Origin of the sequence: Thiocapsa rosea, from assembly GCF_003634315.1 — a bacterium.
Classification (GTDB): Bacteria; Pseudomonadota; Gammaproteobacteria; order Chromatiales; family Chromatiaceae; genus Thiocapsa; species Thiocapsa rosea.
Map to the genome: position 1 here is coordinate 3,626,607 of NZ_RBXL01000001.1, position 17,876 is coordinate 3,644,482.

The following is a 17,876-nucleotide window of genomic DNA, read 5'->3' on the forward strand; positions in this document are numbered from 1 at the left end:
CGATACCCATGTTGATCTTCAAGCTCCCCGTCAAGCTAACCCTCCTGGTCCTGGCTGCTATCGCGGCAGGTGTGCTCTGGCAACAGGCGCAATTGAGCGTCCTGGCCTTGAGCCGTATCGATCCCGTCCCCGAGACGCGGGCGATGGTGGCCGAAGAGCGCTATGCCGATGCGGCCGACTATCTCGACTTCTTTATGGCGTACGACTATGTCAATCAGGATCCGGCCGCCCAAGCGCTGCACGCCGAGATCGAGGCCGTACGCAGCAGCGTGAGCTATCAGGCCGGCAAGTTGTCCGAAGGGCTGCTCAACGGCACCAGCGACGAAACCGTCGGCCAAGCCGCGAGTGTCATCACCGACCTCTTCGTCATCGGCGACATCCGCGATCTCGCGAAACAAGCGACCAACCTCGCTCAAGGCGAAGATGTCGACGAGGTCATCACCGCGCTTGCGACCATCGGTCTGGTCGCCACCGCCGCACAGCTCGCGAGCGGCGCGGCGACCGCCGCCACCGCCGGGGCCGCCGCGCCGAGCGTTGCGGCAAGCACCACCGCGAAAGGCGGCATCATCATCCTCAAGACCGCGCGAAAGCTCGGCAAGCTCCCGCCTTGGCTCGGCAAAGCCATCATCCAAGGTGCCAAGACGGTCAAGCAGACCAAGAAGCTCGACGCGGTCACCGACCTCTTCAGCGACGTCTATCGCCTCGCCAAGACCCGCGGCGGCTTGAACCTGTTGAGCAAGACCACGGACGCCGCGTCGTTGCGCCGTATGGCCAAGCTTGCCGACACCTTCGGCGATCAAAGTGCGACCCTCTATCGCATCGGCGGCAACAGTTTCGTCCGTGCTGCCGAGCGCGCCGGGGATCTGGGTGTCGACAGCATCAAGTTGGCGGCGACCTACGGCAAAGGCGGTTTGCATGTCCTCGATAAGGTCGGTGCACTGAGGTTTGCGAAGTTCACCGCCCGCGGCAGCAAGATGGTCTACAAAGGCGACGTCATTCACTTGCTTGCGCGTCTGTTCGTCAATGTGCCCGATTGGGTGTTGTATTTCCTGGTCGCACTCGGGGCCTTCGTTTGGGTGCCGTGGCGGTGGCTGGGTCGACTCCGCAAGAACGGCCAGGCAAAACCGGGTTTCGATCGCTCGGTCCGTCCGGTGATCACGAGATGAACTGAGATTGTAAGGGCGACGTGAGGCCGGCTCAGATCTGTTCCGCTTGCGCCGGAGCGCATGTCGCACTGCTGCGCGCCGACATCGAAATCGATGACGAGCTGTACCGGCTCTTGCAGGATTTTCGCGGCTTTCGTCATGTGTTCCGCAACGCCTACTCTTGTCTTAGGGAACAGACCCGCCGCGTGAAGGCACGAGATTCGACCGATTACCTTCGTACGGTCGGCAACACAGCCGTGCTCGATGAGCCGCAAGGCAAACTCGACCTCGCGTCAAATGCCAGCGAAAAGAAACCAACACGCGGCCACAGCCGCAATCACAGCAACCAGATCGGCGGTCAGTGCCGCGGCCAGCGTATGGCGAATCCGCCGGATCCGCACGGCGCCGAAATAGACCGCGAGCACGTAGAAGGTGGTTTCGGTCGATCCCTGTAGGGTCGAGACCAGATAGCCGACGTAGCTGTCCGGGCCGATGGCGGGGTCGTTGATGATGGAGGCCATGATGCCATAGGCGCCGGAGCCCGACAGCGGGCGGAGCAATGCCATCGGCAGGGCCTCGGCGGGCAGGCCGACCCGCGAGGTGAAACCGCCGAGCAGGTTGATCAGCACGTCCATTGCACCGCTAGCGCGGAACATGGCGACCGCGACCAGGATGGCGACCAGATAGGGAATGATCCGCAGCGCGACCTGAAAGCCCTCTTGGGCGCCCTCCACGAACACCTCGTAGACGCGCACACCGCGCATCACCCCGAACAGCAGAAATCCCAGCATCAGCGAGGGCACGATCCAGGGCGAGACGCGGTCGCCCCAGAGGATCGCTGCCGGGATGAGCGCGACCACGCCACCCAGGGCCAGGATCGAGATCCACACCGGGTAGGTGCCGGAGTCGGCGGGTAGATCGGCGGGCTGATCGTTGCCGGCCGTTGTGTTCTCGATCGGAGCCGTCGCCGTGTTCGGTGCGCTTGGCTCGAGCGGTCCGAGTGGTGCGAAGCGCTGATAGACACGTGCTGCGACAACAGCAGCGATGGTAGCGCACAAGGTCGCGAAGAGGGTCGTCGGCAGGATCCCGGCCGGATCGCTCGATCCCGCCGCGGCGCGCAATGCGATCACGCCGGTCGGCAGCAGGGTCACGCTCGAGGTGTTGATGGCGAGAAAGAGCGCCATCGAGTTGGTCGCCGTGCCGGGCCGCGTATTGAGCTTATCGAGCTCCTGCATCGCGCGGATGCCGAAGGGGGTCGCTGCGTTGCCCAGCCCGAGCGCGTTGGCCGACATGTTCAGGATCATGGCCCCCATCGCCGGATGATCGGGAGGCACCTCCGGAAAGAGGCGTGTCATCAGCGGGCGGATCAGGCGTGCGATGACGACAAGCATCCCGCCGGCCTCCGCGACCTTCATCAGTCCGAGAAACAGCGTCATCACCCCGACCAAGCCGATGGCCAACTCCACCGCACCGCTCGCGGCCCCCAGCATCTCGCTCGACAGCACGGCCATGGGCGTCTGTGTGCCCTCGACCACGGGTAGGGTCAGCTCCCGCCAGGCGGTGGTGAGAAAGCCGATCAGAACGATGCCGAAGAAGATCCCGTTCATGTAAACCGCGTCACGTGCGCCATGTGTTGGTTTGGGGCTGGGATTGATGTCGCCGCATCCTGCGACCTCGGTCGGTGACGCGGTTTAGGTTTTGAATTCTCTTTGCCGCCCGGTCGTCATCGACGTTTTCGAGAACGATGGGGAGACGTTCTTTGCCAAGCGCTATAAGTGGATTCAGCTCACCGGCCAACTCAAGTCGAAAGGGCTTGGTCACGTTCGGGCTCGCAAGTATGACCGAACCTGCGACCTGAATCCCGCGGCGTTATACTGCGCCGGTTGCTGCCCCGGCCGCTACATCCGGCGCGCTGCCCAGCACAATCAAGGGCCTCGCTACCCATGGAACCCGCCGACCCCATCGCTGACCGCCTCCAAACGCTCTACACCCTACTCGACGAGGCCGGCGGTATCGAGGGCCTCGCACCGCTGGATCTGGCCGCCGAACGCACCCTGCTCGACCAGTTGCGTGCGGAGCAGGATCGCCCGCTGAGGGTGGCCGTGATCGGCGAGTTCAGCACCGGAAAGTCTACGTTCATCAACGCCATCCTGGGCCAAGATCTGCTGCCGGCTCGGTTCCTGCCGACCACCCGGCAGGTGATGCGCCTTCGCCACAGCGATGATCCGCCGAAAGTCGCCGTTGCCGACGATGATTGGGCAGATGCCGTGGACACGGGCGCTGAATCCCCGGCATCACGTCCACTGACCCGAGATGCGGTGCGCGAACTTGCCGAGACGGGTCAGCCGCTTGATCTCGCGCTGCCGATCCCGGCGCCTTGGTCGGATTTCGTCATCTACGACACGCCCGGCGTGAACGACGCCGCCACGATGAGCGAGACGGTGATCTTCGACCTGATGGATGAGGTGGACGTGGTGGTCATGATGCTGCGCGCCCAGCAGGCGCTGACCGCCTCCGAGAGCGACTTTCTCGGCCATCTGGTGCGCCGCAAGGATCTCGACAAGTTCTTCTTCAACATTAATTTCTGCGACAGCCAGCCCCCGGAGCAGGTCGCTGCGCTGCGGGCGTATGTGACCCGCACCCTCGGGGAGCTGCGCAACTGGCCGATCAGATCCCTCCGCGAGCGGGTGTTCACCTGCAGCGCCCGGCAGAGCCTGGACCCGGTCCTCGACGCGAGTGATGGGAGCGGGAGCGCACCCTCCAACGAGCACGCGGCGCTACTCACCGCGGTTCATGTCTGGGCCACGACGCGTCGGCAGGCGCTGCTGGACGAGGGCGCGGACGGTCTGCTGCGCACGGTGGCGGAGTCGGCGGCTGGCAAGCTCACTGCTGCCCTGGACGCCGCAAGCGATGAGGACGCGCAGCAGGGGCGGGCAATCATCGCCATCACCGCTGCCGTAACTGAGTTCCGGGTCGCCATTCGCGAGGACGAACTCGTCCTGCAACAGCGTGTCAGCGAGCGGAAGGCGACGCTGCTGGCCGATGTGGCCGACGCCTTCGCGGGCATCGAGACGGCGCTTCTGACCTGGGTCGGCACCGCAAGCCTGGATGATCTCGCCGGAGACGGACCGGCCAAGCGTCTGCGGGTGGCCGTGGAGGAGCGCCTGGCGCCCCTGCTCTGTGTCTTTCGCGATGATCTGGGGCAGTCCTTCGCGGACCTCGATCAGCGTATCGCGCCGGTGGTGGCGCGCACCAGCGACCGGCTGCAGGGGATTCGGCATGGACTTGACGTCGGACCACTGCTCGCCGGCACCAGCCTGGCCACGGCCGGTTACCTGGTGGTCAGCGCTGCGTTGCCCTGGGTGCTCGGGGCGACCGGTGCGCTGGCCGTCACCGCCGGGCTGGCCAGCATGATCCCAGTCATCGGCGGTGCCGTCGGCGCACTCGTCGGCGCCGGGCTCGGCGCGGCGGCCACCGGCCTGCCGCGGCTGCTCACGGGCATCGCGAGCGGCACCATGGGCGGCTACCGCTGGCTCCGCGACCTCACCCGCAACTGGCAGGAGCAACGCACGCGGGCGGACTACGAGGCACAACTCAGGGCGCTGGTCGAGGACCTGCGTCGGCAGATCACGACCCGACTCGACCAGGCCGTCGACCCGGCACGGCTGATCGAGGGCGCGCTCACGGCGCGCTTCCCCGAGGCCCTGCTGCTGGAGGAGCGCCGACTGCAGGTCGCGCGGCTGGATCGCGACCGGCTGCGCGATGCCCGGCAAGGGCTTGCGGATCTACGCGGCCGGTTCATCGCTGCCATCCCGCTCCCGCAAAGACGCCCTGGGTTGGACGCCCCGGAGGACTCCCCTCATGCCTGACTTCGAGACCTTTGCGCACCGCAAACAACAGCTTCAAGATCATTACGAGCGGCTGATCGCGCTGATCGCGGAGCGCGGGGTGGTGCCTGAACCCGAAGCGGACCTGGCCCTGCTGCGCGGCGCTCGGGACGCGCTGACCGGAGACCTGCTGTTCCGGGTGCTCTGTGTCGGCGACTTCAGCACGGGCAAGAGCAGCTTCATCAACCGCTTCCTGCTGGAGCAGGACCTGTTGCCGGCCTGGGCCTGGCCTACCACGACACTGCCGACCCGGATCCGCTTCGGCGCGCAGACGCGGGCCATCCGCTTTCGGCCCTCCGTGCAGGAGGGTGCGGACCTGGAGGCCGAGGAGGTGACGGAGAACATCGCGGAGACCCTGAAAAACTGGGTCTCCACCGCGGCAAAGGACAAGGTGACTGATCGCGCTTTCCCGGTCATCGTCGAGGCCCCCGCGCCCCGGCTCGCCGCCGGGGTCGAGATCGTTGATGCCCCGGGACTCAATGACCCGAACCCCGAGCGCATGAAATTGACGCTGGACTATCTGCATCAGGCCGATGGGGTGCTCTTCTTCATCAACGCAGACAAACCCTGGACCAAGTATCAGAAGGACTTCTTCGACGGCGAGCTACTGATCCGGGACCTGCTCGGTCGACTCTTCATCATCGTCAATTACTGGGATTGCGTCCCAGCATCGGAGCGCGAGGAGGTTCTGGACTATATCCGCCAGCAGGTCCAGGCGTCGCTGGCCAGGAGAGGGACGGCCTTGACCGGCCAGCCCATCCCGATCCTGCCGGTCTCGGCCAAGACCGGCGAGAACGCCGCATTAATTCAGCAAGAGGTCTGGGATGTCCTTGGCGCTCGCAAGTCGACGGATGTGCTGGCGTTGCGGGTTGCTCGCTTCAACCAAGAGGTGGCGAAATATCTCGGACTACTCGACGACCGCCTCGCGCTGCTCGGGCTAGACGCCCAGGGCCAATCGCGCCGGCGCGCGCAGTTGCAGCAGGAGGTCAAGGACTACGAGCAGCAGCGCGAGGTCTTCCTCGCGGGTCTCAGTCGGTTGCTCGCAGTCGAGTTTCAGTCCTACCGGGTCGATTTCCAGCGGCTCTTCGAAGGGCTGGAGGCCGATGTCGCAGCCCTGCAACAGGAGGCACTCGCCATGCGCTCGACCAAGGACGTCAACGACCTTCTCGCCCGACGCATCAGCCGGCTACAGAAGCAGGCGGCCCGACAGATGAGCGATCTGGACGCCGCCTTTCTCACGCGTCTCAAGGCCACGATCGAACAGAAGAAGGCCGACATTCGCGCCCTGCCGAGCACCGCCGTCACGATCGAGGAATATGTGCTGCGCTGGCAGGGTCTGGACGGCAACCCCCTCGCGCAGGCGGCTCCACTCGCCGGCGGGGTCGGTCTTGCCGGACTCCTGCTGGGTGCGGGCACATTCTGGCAGACCGCGACCCTGACCACGGCGACCCCTGGCATCCTGGCCTCTGTCGGCACCTTCATCACCGGTGCCCCCGCCGCGACCGCCTCCAGTTTCATGCTCCTCGGGGTGCCGGCGATAGCGATCGGCGGCCTGCTGATCGCGGCGGCCTTCTTTCTGCGGCAGAACGACCAGACCAAACTCGCGGAGCAGGTACGCGCTGCCTGTGCCCAACTGGCCGAGCGCGTCGAGGATGAGAAATGGAAGACCCTCGACCAGCTTAAGACCAATCAGGCCCAGCGCATCGCGCAGATCTGCGCGGACGTGGATGATGACATCAGCCGCACCTGGCGGGAGACGATTGCGGAACTGGACGCCATCCAGCACATCGAGGACCAGGGCGCCGCACTCCGTGCGCTGCGCGATGCCCTCCAGCGGCTGACCTTGCGGGTGAATCCATGATGAGCCAATCCATGAAGGGCGGAGTGCTCCGCAATGACCAGCGCGTCATTCTGGCAGGCAGGATCGACAAGGTCCTCGCCGGGCATCACCCGTCCATCGGCGAGATCACTCGCCGCATTCAACACCTGGCGCGGGAACCGCTGACCGTGGTCGTGATGGGCGAATTCAGCGCCGGAAAGTCCAGCTTTCTGAACCGCCTGCTCGGCACCGACGCACTGCCGGTCGCGATCCTGCCAAAGACCGCCACCATTACCCGGCTCGTCTACGGGGCAGCGGGCGCCGCGGGGCCGGTCGAGATCGACCGGGAGGTCGCCGATGGCATCGAGACGACGACGATCAGCCATCAGGACTTTGCCGAGCTGCAACGGGCCGCCAAGCTCCACGACATCGCCGTGGCCCAGGACCTTGCGCGCATTCGCGAGGTTCGGGTCTTCTTGGACGAGCCGCTGCTGACCCGGCTGCAACTGGTCGATACCCCCGGATTCAATCACGATCTGGCAATGGACAACCGCACGCTCGGCATTCTCGACAGCACCGATCTCGTGCTCTGGATCACCGATGCGCTGCAGCCGGCCAAGCAGACCGAGTTCGAGAAGCTGCGGCTGCTCAAGGAGCGGGCCAAGCGCATCTGGCTGATCGTCAATAAGGCAGACGTGAACGTGGCCGATGCCGCTGCCTGGGAGGAATCCCGTCGCAGCCTCGAGAACTACTTCGGCGACATCGGCTTTCTGGACTTCTTCGAGTCCCGGTCCGTGGAGCTGATCTCCTGCCGGCAGACCGATGACTTCTGGGCAGGCAGGTTCGAGCAGACCAAGTCCCGTCTGGGTGCGGACATCTTCAATCTGGATACCCTGTGGTCCAGCAACCTGGTCGGAGACGAGTGGCAGCGCCTCGGCACGGCGCTGACCGACGAGGCAGCGCGGTATCAGGAACTGGAGCGACGCTGTGACGCTCTGCAGGCCCTCACCGATGTCGAAGCCCTCGCGGTGCGACGTCTCGGCGACCTGCACACGGCGCTTGCACCGCAGATTAGGGCGCTGGACGACGCCCTGCGTCAACACGGCGCTGATGGGCGTCAAGCCTTGCCGATGGGAATCGCATCGGTGAACTCCTTTTTCATGGAATACACCCGCGCACCGCTGGTAGCGGCGTTTCATGCACTGGCCTGCTTCTATGAGGAGTGTCTCGCCAAGTGGCGGATCCAGCACCTGACCGAGTCCATCCGCTTGCTCGACGTGGTGCAGGGCACGCTGCCCGCTGAGCAGGCAGCCCTGCGCGCCGATGTGCTGGCTCTGCGCGATTATGACCGATTGCTGCTGCGGCGACTGATCGACGCCAGCAACCGCATCAGCGACCACAGCCTGTCGGGGCTGGAACGCACGGTGGAGCTGCTCGATCACCTGGGTGTCCAATTCGAGGCTGTCGACTGGAGATTTTCGCTGAGTATCGACGAAGATAAGGTGTTGTCGGTCGGGGACTCCGGCACCGTAGGAACCCTACCCAAATACCGCCAACAACAACTGCGGGAGGCTCTGGAACGGGATTTCCGGCTGGACCTCGAACGCATCGCCCGCGAACCTTGCTGCGTTGGTCTGCTCGCGCAATTGGCTGACCTGCACCGAGGGACGGGCGAACGCCTGACCAAGGCCCAACAGATTTGGAGTAACCATGATGCAACCGGCACTGACGCTGACTGAGCAGGAGCGCCTGTGCTTCATGCAGGCGCTCCACGCGGTGGCCTGGGCAGTGGCCTGGCATAAGGACCAACCCGGCGAACGCTGGCTGGAATTGCTGCGCCGACTCGGTAACCTGCTCGCGGTTCCCGCGGCAGACTGGGAGTTCCGCGCCGGTCCCACCGGCATTACCGAGAAGTTCAATCAGATAGGCAACACTCGGTTAAGGCTGTATTTCCTCCGCATCATTCACGATGTCCATCGCAGGGAATGGATGGGCCTTATGGACATCGCTTTTTTTTCCGACCAACACAACACCTGCCACATCCGGTTCCAGAACGTCTACAACCCGCTTACCGCCGCCATACCGGCCAATGCCTGATGTCAGCGCCGCGAAAGTTCCGCTTCGGCAAACCTTGGACACGGAAAACGAGCGGCCTTCCAGCAGGCGTGGCACGCTGATTCAGTCTATTTGTGTTCGCAAACAAGAGACTCTCCCGGCAGGCGCGCTTGTCCAAGCATCCCGATGAAGCGTAGATTCGTCACAATCACAATATTTTACATTGTGAAATCAAATATTAGCGTGCCTTCTTCGAGCGAGAATATTTTAAGATATTAATTGTATTATCATATTTCTCGCTCGCGAGAAATATTCCGTATTGTGAAATAGATTACCTATTGCGGAATTTCCTCTGCGTTTCTAGTTTGCTCCCAACGCCGCGGCGCATGCGTTCCCGCCCCGACGCGACAACCGACCAGAAACGACTAGAAACGAGGAGAGACACCATGACCGCATCCGCGACGACGCCCGATTTCTGCAACGGCGTGCTGCACTTCGCCAACCTGCCGCCAGACTTCGACCGCCTCGGCGCACGCCCGGCAATCCCGGAGGGCGCCCATCGGATCGAGGAGATCGACGCCGCGGCGGTCTATCAGACCCGGCTGATGGCGGATGCCCTGCGCTACACGACCCTGCAGCTCTGCGCCTCGAAGGAGTCCGGTCATCCGGGCGGCTTCGCCAGCTCGGCCGATGCCTATGCGGCGCTGGTGATGCTCGGGCACACCAACATCCTGACCGAGGTCGGTCACCACGCGCCGGGCTTCTACAGTGCCATGTTCCTGGACGGCTCTCTGGAGGCGATGGGCATCAACGACATGCATCAGCTCCAGACGCGGTTCCGCGAGCGCGACGGGCTGCTCGGTCACCTCTCGGGGGCCATCCCGGGTCTGCTCGCCCCGGCCGGTCCGCTCGGCCAGGGCCAGCACTTCGCGATGGCCGCGGCCTATCTGCATCGCCAGGCGCTTTTCCCCGTGACGATCGGCGACGGCGGGTTGGGCGAGCCCTATATCCTTTCGGCCTTCAAGCACTTCCATACCGCTTACCCGGAGGTGACCAACTTCCTGCCGGTGCTGATCTGGAACGGCTTCAGTCAGGAGCATCACTCGATGGTCTCGCTGATGGACAACGCGCGGATGCTGGCCTACTGGCATGCGCACGACTTCGGGCGGGTGATCCTGATCGATGCGAAGGATTACGACGATGCCGGGCAGGAGGGCGAGTATGTCGACAGCACGCGCTTCGGCGACGCCGCCCGGTCGGCCTTCACCCGCGCGGTGCTCGAAGGCATGCAGGAGGCGGAAACCTCCGCGCTCGGGGGCACCATGACCTGTTTCATCGTCAAGCAACTCAAGGGCGCGGGTGTCCATGCCACGGGTGCGAAGTCGCACAATCTCTATCCGGGCGACAACGCGACCAAGCCGAACATCGCCGCCGCACTGGAGCGCGGCGCGCTGGCCCCGGAGGCCTGGGCCTTGGTGCGGACCAACATGCAACGCGCCGGCGGCGGACCGGCCGGCGAGACCGCGGTGACCGAGTCCGAAAGGTTGCCGGGCGATATCGGGACCTTGCCGACCCGCGCCTTTGCGGTGGGCGAGAAGGCGGTGCCGGCGAGCGCCATGGCCGAGATGGTGGCCGAGCTGGGCCGGCGCGATCCGCTGTTCGTGGTGACCAACGCCGACGGCAACGAGGCGTCGAACATGAAGGCGATCAACGAGGCGCTGAAGATCCGCCATCCGACCGAGGACGGGCTCTACAACCAGTCCCCGACCGGTCAGGTCTACGAGCCCCTAAGCGAGGACGCCTGCGCCGGATTCGCCGCCGGTCTGGCGCTCTTCGGCGGTCGCTCGCTTTGGCTGTCCTACGAGAGTTTCGCCATCAACGGCTGGCCGATCGTGCAGACGGTCGGCCAGGCGATGGCGGAGCTGCGACGTAAGACCCCGGCCCTGGTAACCATGTTCACCGCCGGCGCGCTGGAGCAGGGCCGCAACGGCTGGACCCATCAACGCCCCGAAATCGAGAACTACATCGGCGGTCAGATGCGCAACGGCAACGTCTATCTGCTCTACCCAGCCGACGCCAATCAAATGCAGGCCGCCTATGGCTGGGCGACCGAGCAGTTCAACAAGTGCATCAGCATCATCGCCTCCAAGTCGGCGCTGCCGGTCTATTCGACCCCGGAGCAGGCGCGCGAGGCGATCGAGCAGGGTGCCGTTTGTCTCGCCGATACGGGGCATGGTCCGGCCGGCACGGTGGTTTTCGCGGTGACCGGGGACATGGTCGCGCTGCCGGTCTTTGCGGCCAAGGAGACGCTGGAGGCCGCCGGCTATCGGGTGCGCATCGTCGCCGTGGTCAACCCACGTCGGCTCTATCGTCCGAGTGACGTGGCCTGGAGCCACTCGGCCGAGCCGGATGATCGTTTCATGTCCGACGCCGACTTCCAGGCACTCTTCGACGGCGATGCACTGATCGGCGTGAGCGGCGGCGGGACGGTCGCCCTGGAGCCGGTGCTTCTGCGCAGTCGTGCGGCCGCGCGTGATCTGTTCGGGTGGCAGCGTGGGGAGACGACGGCGAGCCCGACCGAGATCATGGCCTTCAACGGCATCACCGCCGACTCGCTCGACAGGCGCGCTCGCGACCTGATCGCCGCGGGTCGCCCGGCACTCGACAGCGCCGCCTGACGGGAGAGGGTCAGTGATCGGCGCACGCCACGCGCGTGCGCCGAAAGATCCAGTTGCCACGGAAGCACACGGAAGACACGGAATAGAAAGACGACTCTCCTCGTCCGTGTCCTTCCGTGGCTAAAATCCCAACATGCGACGGGCGGAGATGACTCCCATGACCAGCCACCCAAACACCAAGATCATCGTCATCGACGACGACCCGACCGGTTCCCAAACCGTCCACGGCTGTTTGCTGCTGACGCGCTGGGATCCGCAGACCCTGATCGAGGCGTTCGACGACGCCTCGCCGCTCTTCTTCGTCCTGAGCAACACCCGCGGCATGGACGCCGCGGAGGCGGCGCGGGTGACGCGCGAGATCGGCGTGAACCTGCGCACGGCGATGGATCGGCTCGCGGCGGACGGGCGGGCGATCCAGCCGCTGATCGTCAGCCGCTCGGACTCCACGCTGCGCGGCCATTATCCGGTCGAGACCGACGTCGTCGCCGAGGAACTCGGCCCCTTCGATGCGCATTTCCTGGTGCCCGCCTTCTTCGAGGGCGGACGGATCACGCGCGACGGCGTCCACTATTTGATGGTCGACGGGGTGCCCGTGCGGGTTAACGAGACCGAGTTTGCGCGTGACTCCGTGTTCGGATTCAGTCACGCCTTTCTGCCCGATTACGTGGAGGAGAAGACCGACGGGCGCATCGAGGCGCAGGCGGTCGAGCGCTTCGGCCTGGAGGATGTCCGCGGCGACTTGGGTCCGCGGCTGCGCGCCCTGACCGGGAACGTCTGTGGCGTGGTGGACGCCGAGCGCCAGTCGGATCTCGACGGCTTTGCCCGCCAGGTCTTGGCGGCGACGGGCGAGGGCAAGCGCTTCCTGTTTCGCAGCGCCGCGAGCCTGCTCACCGCGCTGGCCGCACTGCCGCCCCAGCCGGTCGCCCCGGCGGCCATGTCGACGTATGTCCGAGACGGGCGGCCCGGCGTGGTCGTGATGGGATCGCATGTCGAGACGTCGACCCGACAGCTTCGCCATCTCATCGATCACACGGACGTTGTCCCGGTCGAGATCGACCTGGACCGTCTGATCACCGAGGAGGACGCCCTGCTGAAGGACCTGCTCGGCCGGCTCGAGACCGCCCAACAGGAGGGTCGGGGTGTCGTGCTCTTTACCAGTCGAGGCGAGCGACAGTTCCCGAGCACGGCGGAACGGCTCGCCTTCGGCGAGCGGGTCTCCGGTTTTCTGGTCAAGATCGTGCGGAATCTCCCCCAGGAGATCGGCTTCTTGATCAGCAAGGGCGGCATCACCTCCAACGATACCCTGAGCCGGGGCCTGGCACTGCGGACCGCGCGTGTCCTCGGACAGATCCGCGCCGGCTGCTCGGTGGTGCGCTGTCCGGAGGATCACCCACGTTATCCGAATCTGCCGGTTGTGATCTTTCCGGGCAATGTGGGCGGGGACGAGGCGCTGGCGGAGGCTTATCGGATCCTCGCCGGCTCTAAACCGCGCCCCGTGTGATGCGCGCGGTTTTCGCAGGGATGCAACCTCGCAGCGATTTAGACAGCTCTCAGTCGGCGCGGTTTAGAGAATGATTTGTCTCATTTCGTGGTGGTTTGACGGTCTGGATGGGGGCGGGCCATACTCATGGGCGTCACCACGATGATCCGGGGCCAAGCGATGCCGAGACCGCAACCCACTGCCCGGGATGACGCTCGCGCGCCCTATCCCGCCTACGATGACGACCTGGTCGGGTGGGCCGCGGCGAATGCCGCTTTGTTGAGAGCAGGTCGTCTCTCGCAGGTGGACGCCCTGCACCTTGCCGAGGAGTTGGAGGACTTGGGAAAAAGCGAGCGTCGGTCCCTGACGAGCCATCTGTGCAACCTGACGCTGCACCTTCTGAAATGGCAGTTTCAGCCCGGGCTGCGTGGCCCGAGTTGGCGACTCTCCGTCAATAATGCGCGCGCTGCGGCGGCCGAGATCCTCGAAGACAGTCCGAGCCTTCGCCCGGCCCTGCCGGCTCTCATCGATAAGGCTTACCCGCTTGCCCGTCGCAACGCACTTGCCGAGACAGGGCTTCCCGAGGCGACGTTTCCGCAGGATTGTCCCTACGCCATCGACCAACTGCTCGACGATAGCTACTGGCCGAGTTCGTAAACCCACGTCCAGAGTGAAATGCGTCGTTGTCGTTGTCGTAATCGGATTCCGAACTCTCACGGAGACACTGAGGGCACGGAGAATCCGAGATCTTTCCTTCGTGCCTCCGTGTCTCCGTGAGAGATCCCGGAAACGGATCGGTGCTCAGCAGCGGCCCAAGCAGATTTGATCCCGTTATCGAATCCCTTGCAGAATCCCCCGTATTCGTTATATTGCTGCGCAGCAGCATAGACGCGAGCCGATCTCGCCCCGTTTCCTTGGCCGCGTTGCCGGCCGCTCCAGAGGCAAACCGATGCTTCGAAAGATCCTAATCGCCAATCGTGGCGAGATCGCGGTGCGTGTGATTCGCGCCTGTGCCGAGATGGGCATCCGCTCGGCGGCCATCTACTCGGACGCCGACCGGCATTCACTCCACGTCAAGAAGGCCGACGAGGCCTACAGCCTCGGCAGCGATCCGTTGGCCGGCTATCTCAACGTCCACAACATCGTGAATCTCGCCGTCGCTACCGGCTGCGACGCGGTTCATCCCGGTTACGGCTTTTTGTCCGAGAATCCCGAGCTGGCCCGCGCCTGTGTTCGGCGTGGCCTGACCTTCATCGGTCCGACCGCGGAGGTGATCGCCCGCATGGGCGACAAGACCGAGGCGCGGCTGGCGATGCAGAAGGCCGGTGTTCCGGTGACGCCCGGCAGCCCCGGCAATCTCGAAAACCTGGACGCCGCGCTGCGCTGTGCCGAGGAGATCGGCTATCCGGTGATGCTCAAGGCGACCTCGGGCGGCGGCGGGCGCGGGATCCGGCGTTGCGACGATCCCCAAGCGCTGCGCAACAACTTCGAGCGCGTCATCTCGGAGGCCACCAAGGCGTTCGGACGGGCCGAGGTCTTCCTGGAGCGCTGCGTGGTCAATCCGAGGCACATCGAGGTGCAGATCCTCGGGGATCATCACGGCAACTGCGTGCATCTCTTCGAGCGCGACTGCTCCATCCAGCGGCGCAACCAGAAGCTGATCGAGATCGCACCGTCGCCGCAGCTCGACGAGGCGCAGCGCCAGTACGTCAACGGGCTGGCGGTGCTTGCGGCGCGGGCCGTCGGCTACACCAATGCGGGCACCGTCGAGTTCTTACTGGACGACGACGGGCGTTTCTATTTCATGGAGATGAACACCCGCATCCAGGTCGAGCACACCATCACCGAGACCATCACGGGCGTGGATCTCGTCGAGGAGCAGATTCGTATCGCGGCGGGTTTGCCGCTGCGCTTCAAGCAGCATGAGATCGGGCGGCGCGGGTACGCCATTCAGTTTCGCGTCAACGCCGAAGACCCGAAAAACAACTTCCTGCCCAGCTTCGGGCGCATCTCGCGCTACTACGCCCCCGGCGGCCCGGGCGTGCGCACCGACGGTGCCATCTACACCGGCTATACCGTTCCGCCGCACTACGACTCGATGCTGGCCAAGGTCATCGTCTGGGCACTCAACTGGGACGACGTGGTCAACCGGGGTCACCGCGCCTTGCGGGACATGGGGCTCTACGGCGTGAAGACGACGATCCCCTTCTATCAAGAGATCCTGCGCCATCCGGATTTTCGCTCCGGACACTTCAATACCGGATTCCTCGAGGCGCATCCGGAGCTTCTGAACTACTCGACCAAGCGCCGCCGCGAAGACATCGCCGCGGCCCTCGCCGCCGCCGTCGCGGCGCATGCGGGTCTCTAGTCCGGGCCCAACCCCGACATCATCCAAACCCGAGAGCTCCGACATCATGCAATGGTCAGAGATTGTCGCCGATCCCGCGCTCAAGGATTTGCCTTACAAGATCGAGACGAACGAATACGGGCAGATCGTCATGTCGCCGCACAAACGCATCCATGCCATCTGGCAGGGCGAGATCGAATGGCGATTGCGCCAGTGTCTCCCGAGCGGGCGCGCCGCGCCGGAGTTCGCAATCGACACCCGGCTGGGGACCAAGACACCGGACGTCGTCTGGTATTCGAAGGACCGGGAAGCGGACTTGCTGGCGGATCAACGCCTGGCGCCGGAGATCTGTGTCGAGGTGCTCTCGGGCAGCAATACCGATGGGGAGCTGGCAACCAAGCGCGCGCTGTACTTCGAGGCAGGCGCCCTGGAGGTCTGGCTGTGCGACGACACAGGCGCGCTGCGCTTCCATACACCGGAGGGCGAGCAACCGCATTCCGTACTGGCGCCGGATTTTCCGCGACGGTTGGCCTGACGGATCTGCATTGCCCACTCTGACCGATTGCCTCGATTGACGAGACCTAGACCATGCCCAAGATCAACATCACAGACGTTATTCTGCGCGACGCCCATCAATCTCTGATCGCCACGCGTATGCGCACAGAGGACATGCTGCCGATCTGTCCGAAGCTGGATGCGATCGGTTACTGGTCCCTGGAATGCTGGGGCGGCGCGACCTTCGACGCCTGCGTGCGGTTCCTCAAAGAAGATCCCTGGGAGCGTCTGCGCAAGCTCCGCGAGGCGCTGCCGAATACCCGGCTGCAGATGCTGCTGCGGGGCCAGAACCTGCTCGGCTACCGGCACTACTCGGACGACGTGGTGCGCGCCTTCGTCAAGCGCTCGGCCGAGAACGGCATGGACGTCTTTCGCATCTTCGACGCCCTGAACGACCTGCGCAATCTCAAGACCGCGATCGAAGCGACCAAAGCCGCCGGCAAGCACGCGCAGGGCACCATCTGCTATACGGTCAGTCCGGTCCACGACGTGCCCGGTTTCGTGCGGATGGGCAAGGAGCTGGCCGCGATGGGGTGCGACTCCATCGCCGTCAAGGACATGGCCGGGTTGCTCACGCCCTTTGTCGCCGCCGACCTGGTCAAGGCCCTCAAGGACAGCGTCGATCTGCCCCTGCACCTGCATTCGCACGCCACCTCTGGCCTGGCCGACATGTGCCATCTCAAGGCGATCGAGAACGGCTGCGACACCATCGATACCGCCATCTCCTCCATGGCCGGCGGCACCTCCCATCCGCCCACCGAGAGCATGGTCGCGGCGCTTCGGGGTACCCCGTATGACACCGGCCTGGATCTCGAAGCGATCCAGGAGGTCGGCATGTACTTCTATCAGGTGCGCAAGAAATACCACCAATTCGAGAGCGACTACACGGGCGTGGATACCCGGGTCCAGGTCAATCAGGTGCCGGGCGGCATGATCTCCAACCTGGCCAATCAGTTGAAAGAGCAGAACGCACTGGACCGGATGAGTGCGGTGCTTGAGGAGATCCCGCGCGTGCGCGAGGATCTGGGCTACCCGCCGCTGGTCACCCCGACCTCCCAGATCGTCGGCACCCAAGCGGTGCTCAACGTCCTGACCGAGAAGCGCTACCAGACCATCACCAACGAGGTGAAGCTCTATCTGCAGGGCCGCTACGGTCACGCCCCGGCGCCTGTGAATCCGACCCTGCAACAGCAGGCGATCGGCGGCGAGGAGTTGGTCGAGTGTCGTCCGGCCGATCTGCTGAAACCCGAGCTCAAGCGCCTCGTCGAGGAGATCGGGACGGTGGCAACCTCGGAGGAAGACACGCTCACCTATGCCATGTTCCCGGAGATCGGTCGGGCCTTCCTCGAGCACCGCGCCGCCGGAACGCTGCATCCCGAGCCGCTCGAGCCCCCGCCGAGTGCCGCCGGTGCGCAAGCCGCGCCGACCGAGTTCAATATCGCCGTGCATGGCGAGACCTACCACGTCAAGGTGACGGGCGCCGGCCATAAGGGCCTTGCCGAGCGCCACTTCTATCTGGACATCGACGGCATCCCCGAAGAGGTGCTGGTCGAGACCCTGGACGAGGTCGTTCTGACCGGCGGTGCGGACGGTGCGGTGAAGAAGGCGATCGCCGGTAAACGGCCGAAGCCGACCCAGCCCGGGCATGTCACCACCTCGATGCCGGGCAACATCGTCGATGTGCTGGTGAAGGAGGGTGAGACGGTCACGGCGGGTCAGTCGGTCCTGGTCACCGAGGCGATGAAGATGGAGACCGAGATCCAGGCGCCGATCGGCGGGACCGTGACCGGAATCTTCGTCGGCAAGGGTGATGCGGTGAACCCGGATGAAGTCTTAGTCGAAATTAGCGCGGCTTAAACCGCGTCTATCGGGACATGATCTGTCGATACAGATCGGTCGCGTTGGCAGCA

The 17,876-nt window shown here is 64.6% G+C and carries 12 protein-coding genes; 11 read left to right on the forward strand and 1 reads right to left on the reverse strand.

Going from position 1 to position 17,876, the window contains the following annotated elements:
* Positions 1-8 precede the first annotated feature (8 nt).
* Positions 9-1,166: a hypothetical protein gene (locus BDD21_RS16305; protein WP_120798039.1), complete on the forward strand. Its 1,158-nt coding sequence runs from the start codon at positions 9-11 to the stop codon at positions 1,164-1,166.
* Positions 1,167-1,438: 272 nt separating this feature from the next.
* Here the strand turns inward: BDD21_RS16305 and BDD21_RS16315 are convergent, their stop codons facing one another.
* Positions 1,439-2,752, reverse strand: a complete 1,314-nt coding sequence (locus BDD21_RS16315) for a nucleoside recognition domain-containing protein (protein ID WP_120798040.1) — start codon at positions 2,750-2,752, stop codon at positions 1,439-1,441.
* Positions 2,753-3,088: 336 nt separating this feature from the next.
* Between BDD21_RS16315 and BDD21_RS16320 the strand changes: the two genes are divergently transcribed.
* The 10 genes from BDD21_RS16320 (at position 3,089) to oadA (ending at position 17,823) form a co-directional block, all read left to right on the forward strand.
* Complete coding sequence (locus tag BDD21_RS16320; RefSeq protein WP_120798041.1) at positions 3,089-5,014, forward strand: dynamin family protein; 1,926 nt, start codon at positions 3,089-3,091, stop codon at positions 5,012-5,014.
* Positions 5,007-6,893 carry a dynamin family protein gene (locus tag BDD21_RS16325; RefSeq protein WP_170164784.1) on the forward strand — a complete coding sequence of 629 codons (1,887 nt, stop codon included), beginning with the start codon at positions 5,007-5,009 and terminating at the stop codon, positions 6,891-6,893. The genes BDD21_RS16320 and BDD21_RS16325 overlap by 8 nt, the downstream gene beginning before the upstream one ends.
* Positions 6,890-8,590 carry a dynamin family protein gene (locus BDD21_RS16330; RefSeq protein WP_120798043.1) on the forward strand — a complete coding sequence of 567 codons (1,701 nt, stop codon included), beginning with the start codon at positions 6,890-6,892 and terminating at the stop codon, positions 8,588-8,590. Before BDD21_RS16325 ends, BDD21_RS16330 begins: the two co-directional genes overlap by 4 nt.
* Positions 8,562-8,948 (forward strand): hypothetical protein, encoded by a 387-nt coding sequence (locus BDD21_RS16335; RefSeq protein ID WP_211335076.1) that lies wholly within the window; start codon positions 8,562-8,564, stop codon positions 8,946-8,948. The genes BDD21_RS16330 and BDD21_RS16335 overlap by 29 nt, the downstream gene beginning before the upstream one ends.
* Before the next feature lie 404 nt (positions 8,949-9,352).
* Complete coding sequence (locus BDD21_RS16340; protein WP_120798045.1) at positions 9,353-11,584, forward strand: phosphoketolase family protein; 2,232 nt, start codon at positions 9,353-9,355, stop codon at positions 11,582-11,584.
* Positions 11,585-11,741: 157 nt separating this feature from the next.
* A complete protein-coding gene (locus BDD21_RS16345; protein ID WP_120798046.1) occupies positions 11,742-13,085 on the forward strand; it encodes a four-carbon acid sugar kinase family protein in 1,344 nt (447 codons plus the stop codon).
* 159 nt (positions 13,086-13,244) lie between these two features.
* Positions 13,245-13,721, forward strand: coding sequence for a DUF29 domain-containing protein (locus BDD21_RS16350; RefSeq protein ID WP_120799971.1), 477 nt, complete (start codon positions 13,245-13,247; stop codon positions 13,719-13,721).
* Between the two features lie 292 nt (positions 13,722-14,013).
* A complete protein-coding gene (locus BDD21_RS16355; protein ID WP_120798047.1) occupies positions 14,014-15,432 on the forward strand; it encodes an acetyl-CoA carboxylase biotin carboxylase subunit in 1,419 nt (472 codons plus the stop codon).
* A gap of 46 nt (positions 15,433-15,478) precedes the next feature.
* Positions 15,479-15,946, forward strand: coding sequence for a Uma2 family endonuclease (locus tag BDD21_RS16360; RefSeq protein ID WP_120798048.1), 468 nt, complete (start codon positions 15,479-15,481; stop codon positions 15,944-15,946).
* Positions 15,947-15,999: 53 nt separating this feature from the next.
* The gene (gene oadA, locus BDD21_RS16365; RefSeq protein WP_120798049.1) at positions 16,000-17,823 is read left to right on the forward strand and encodes a sodium-extruding oxaloacetate decarboxylase subunit alpha; all 1,824 of its coding nucleotides are present in this window, start codon (positions 16,000-16,002) and stop codon (positions 17,821-17,823) included.
* Positions 17,824-17,876: the final 53 nt, after the last annotated feature.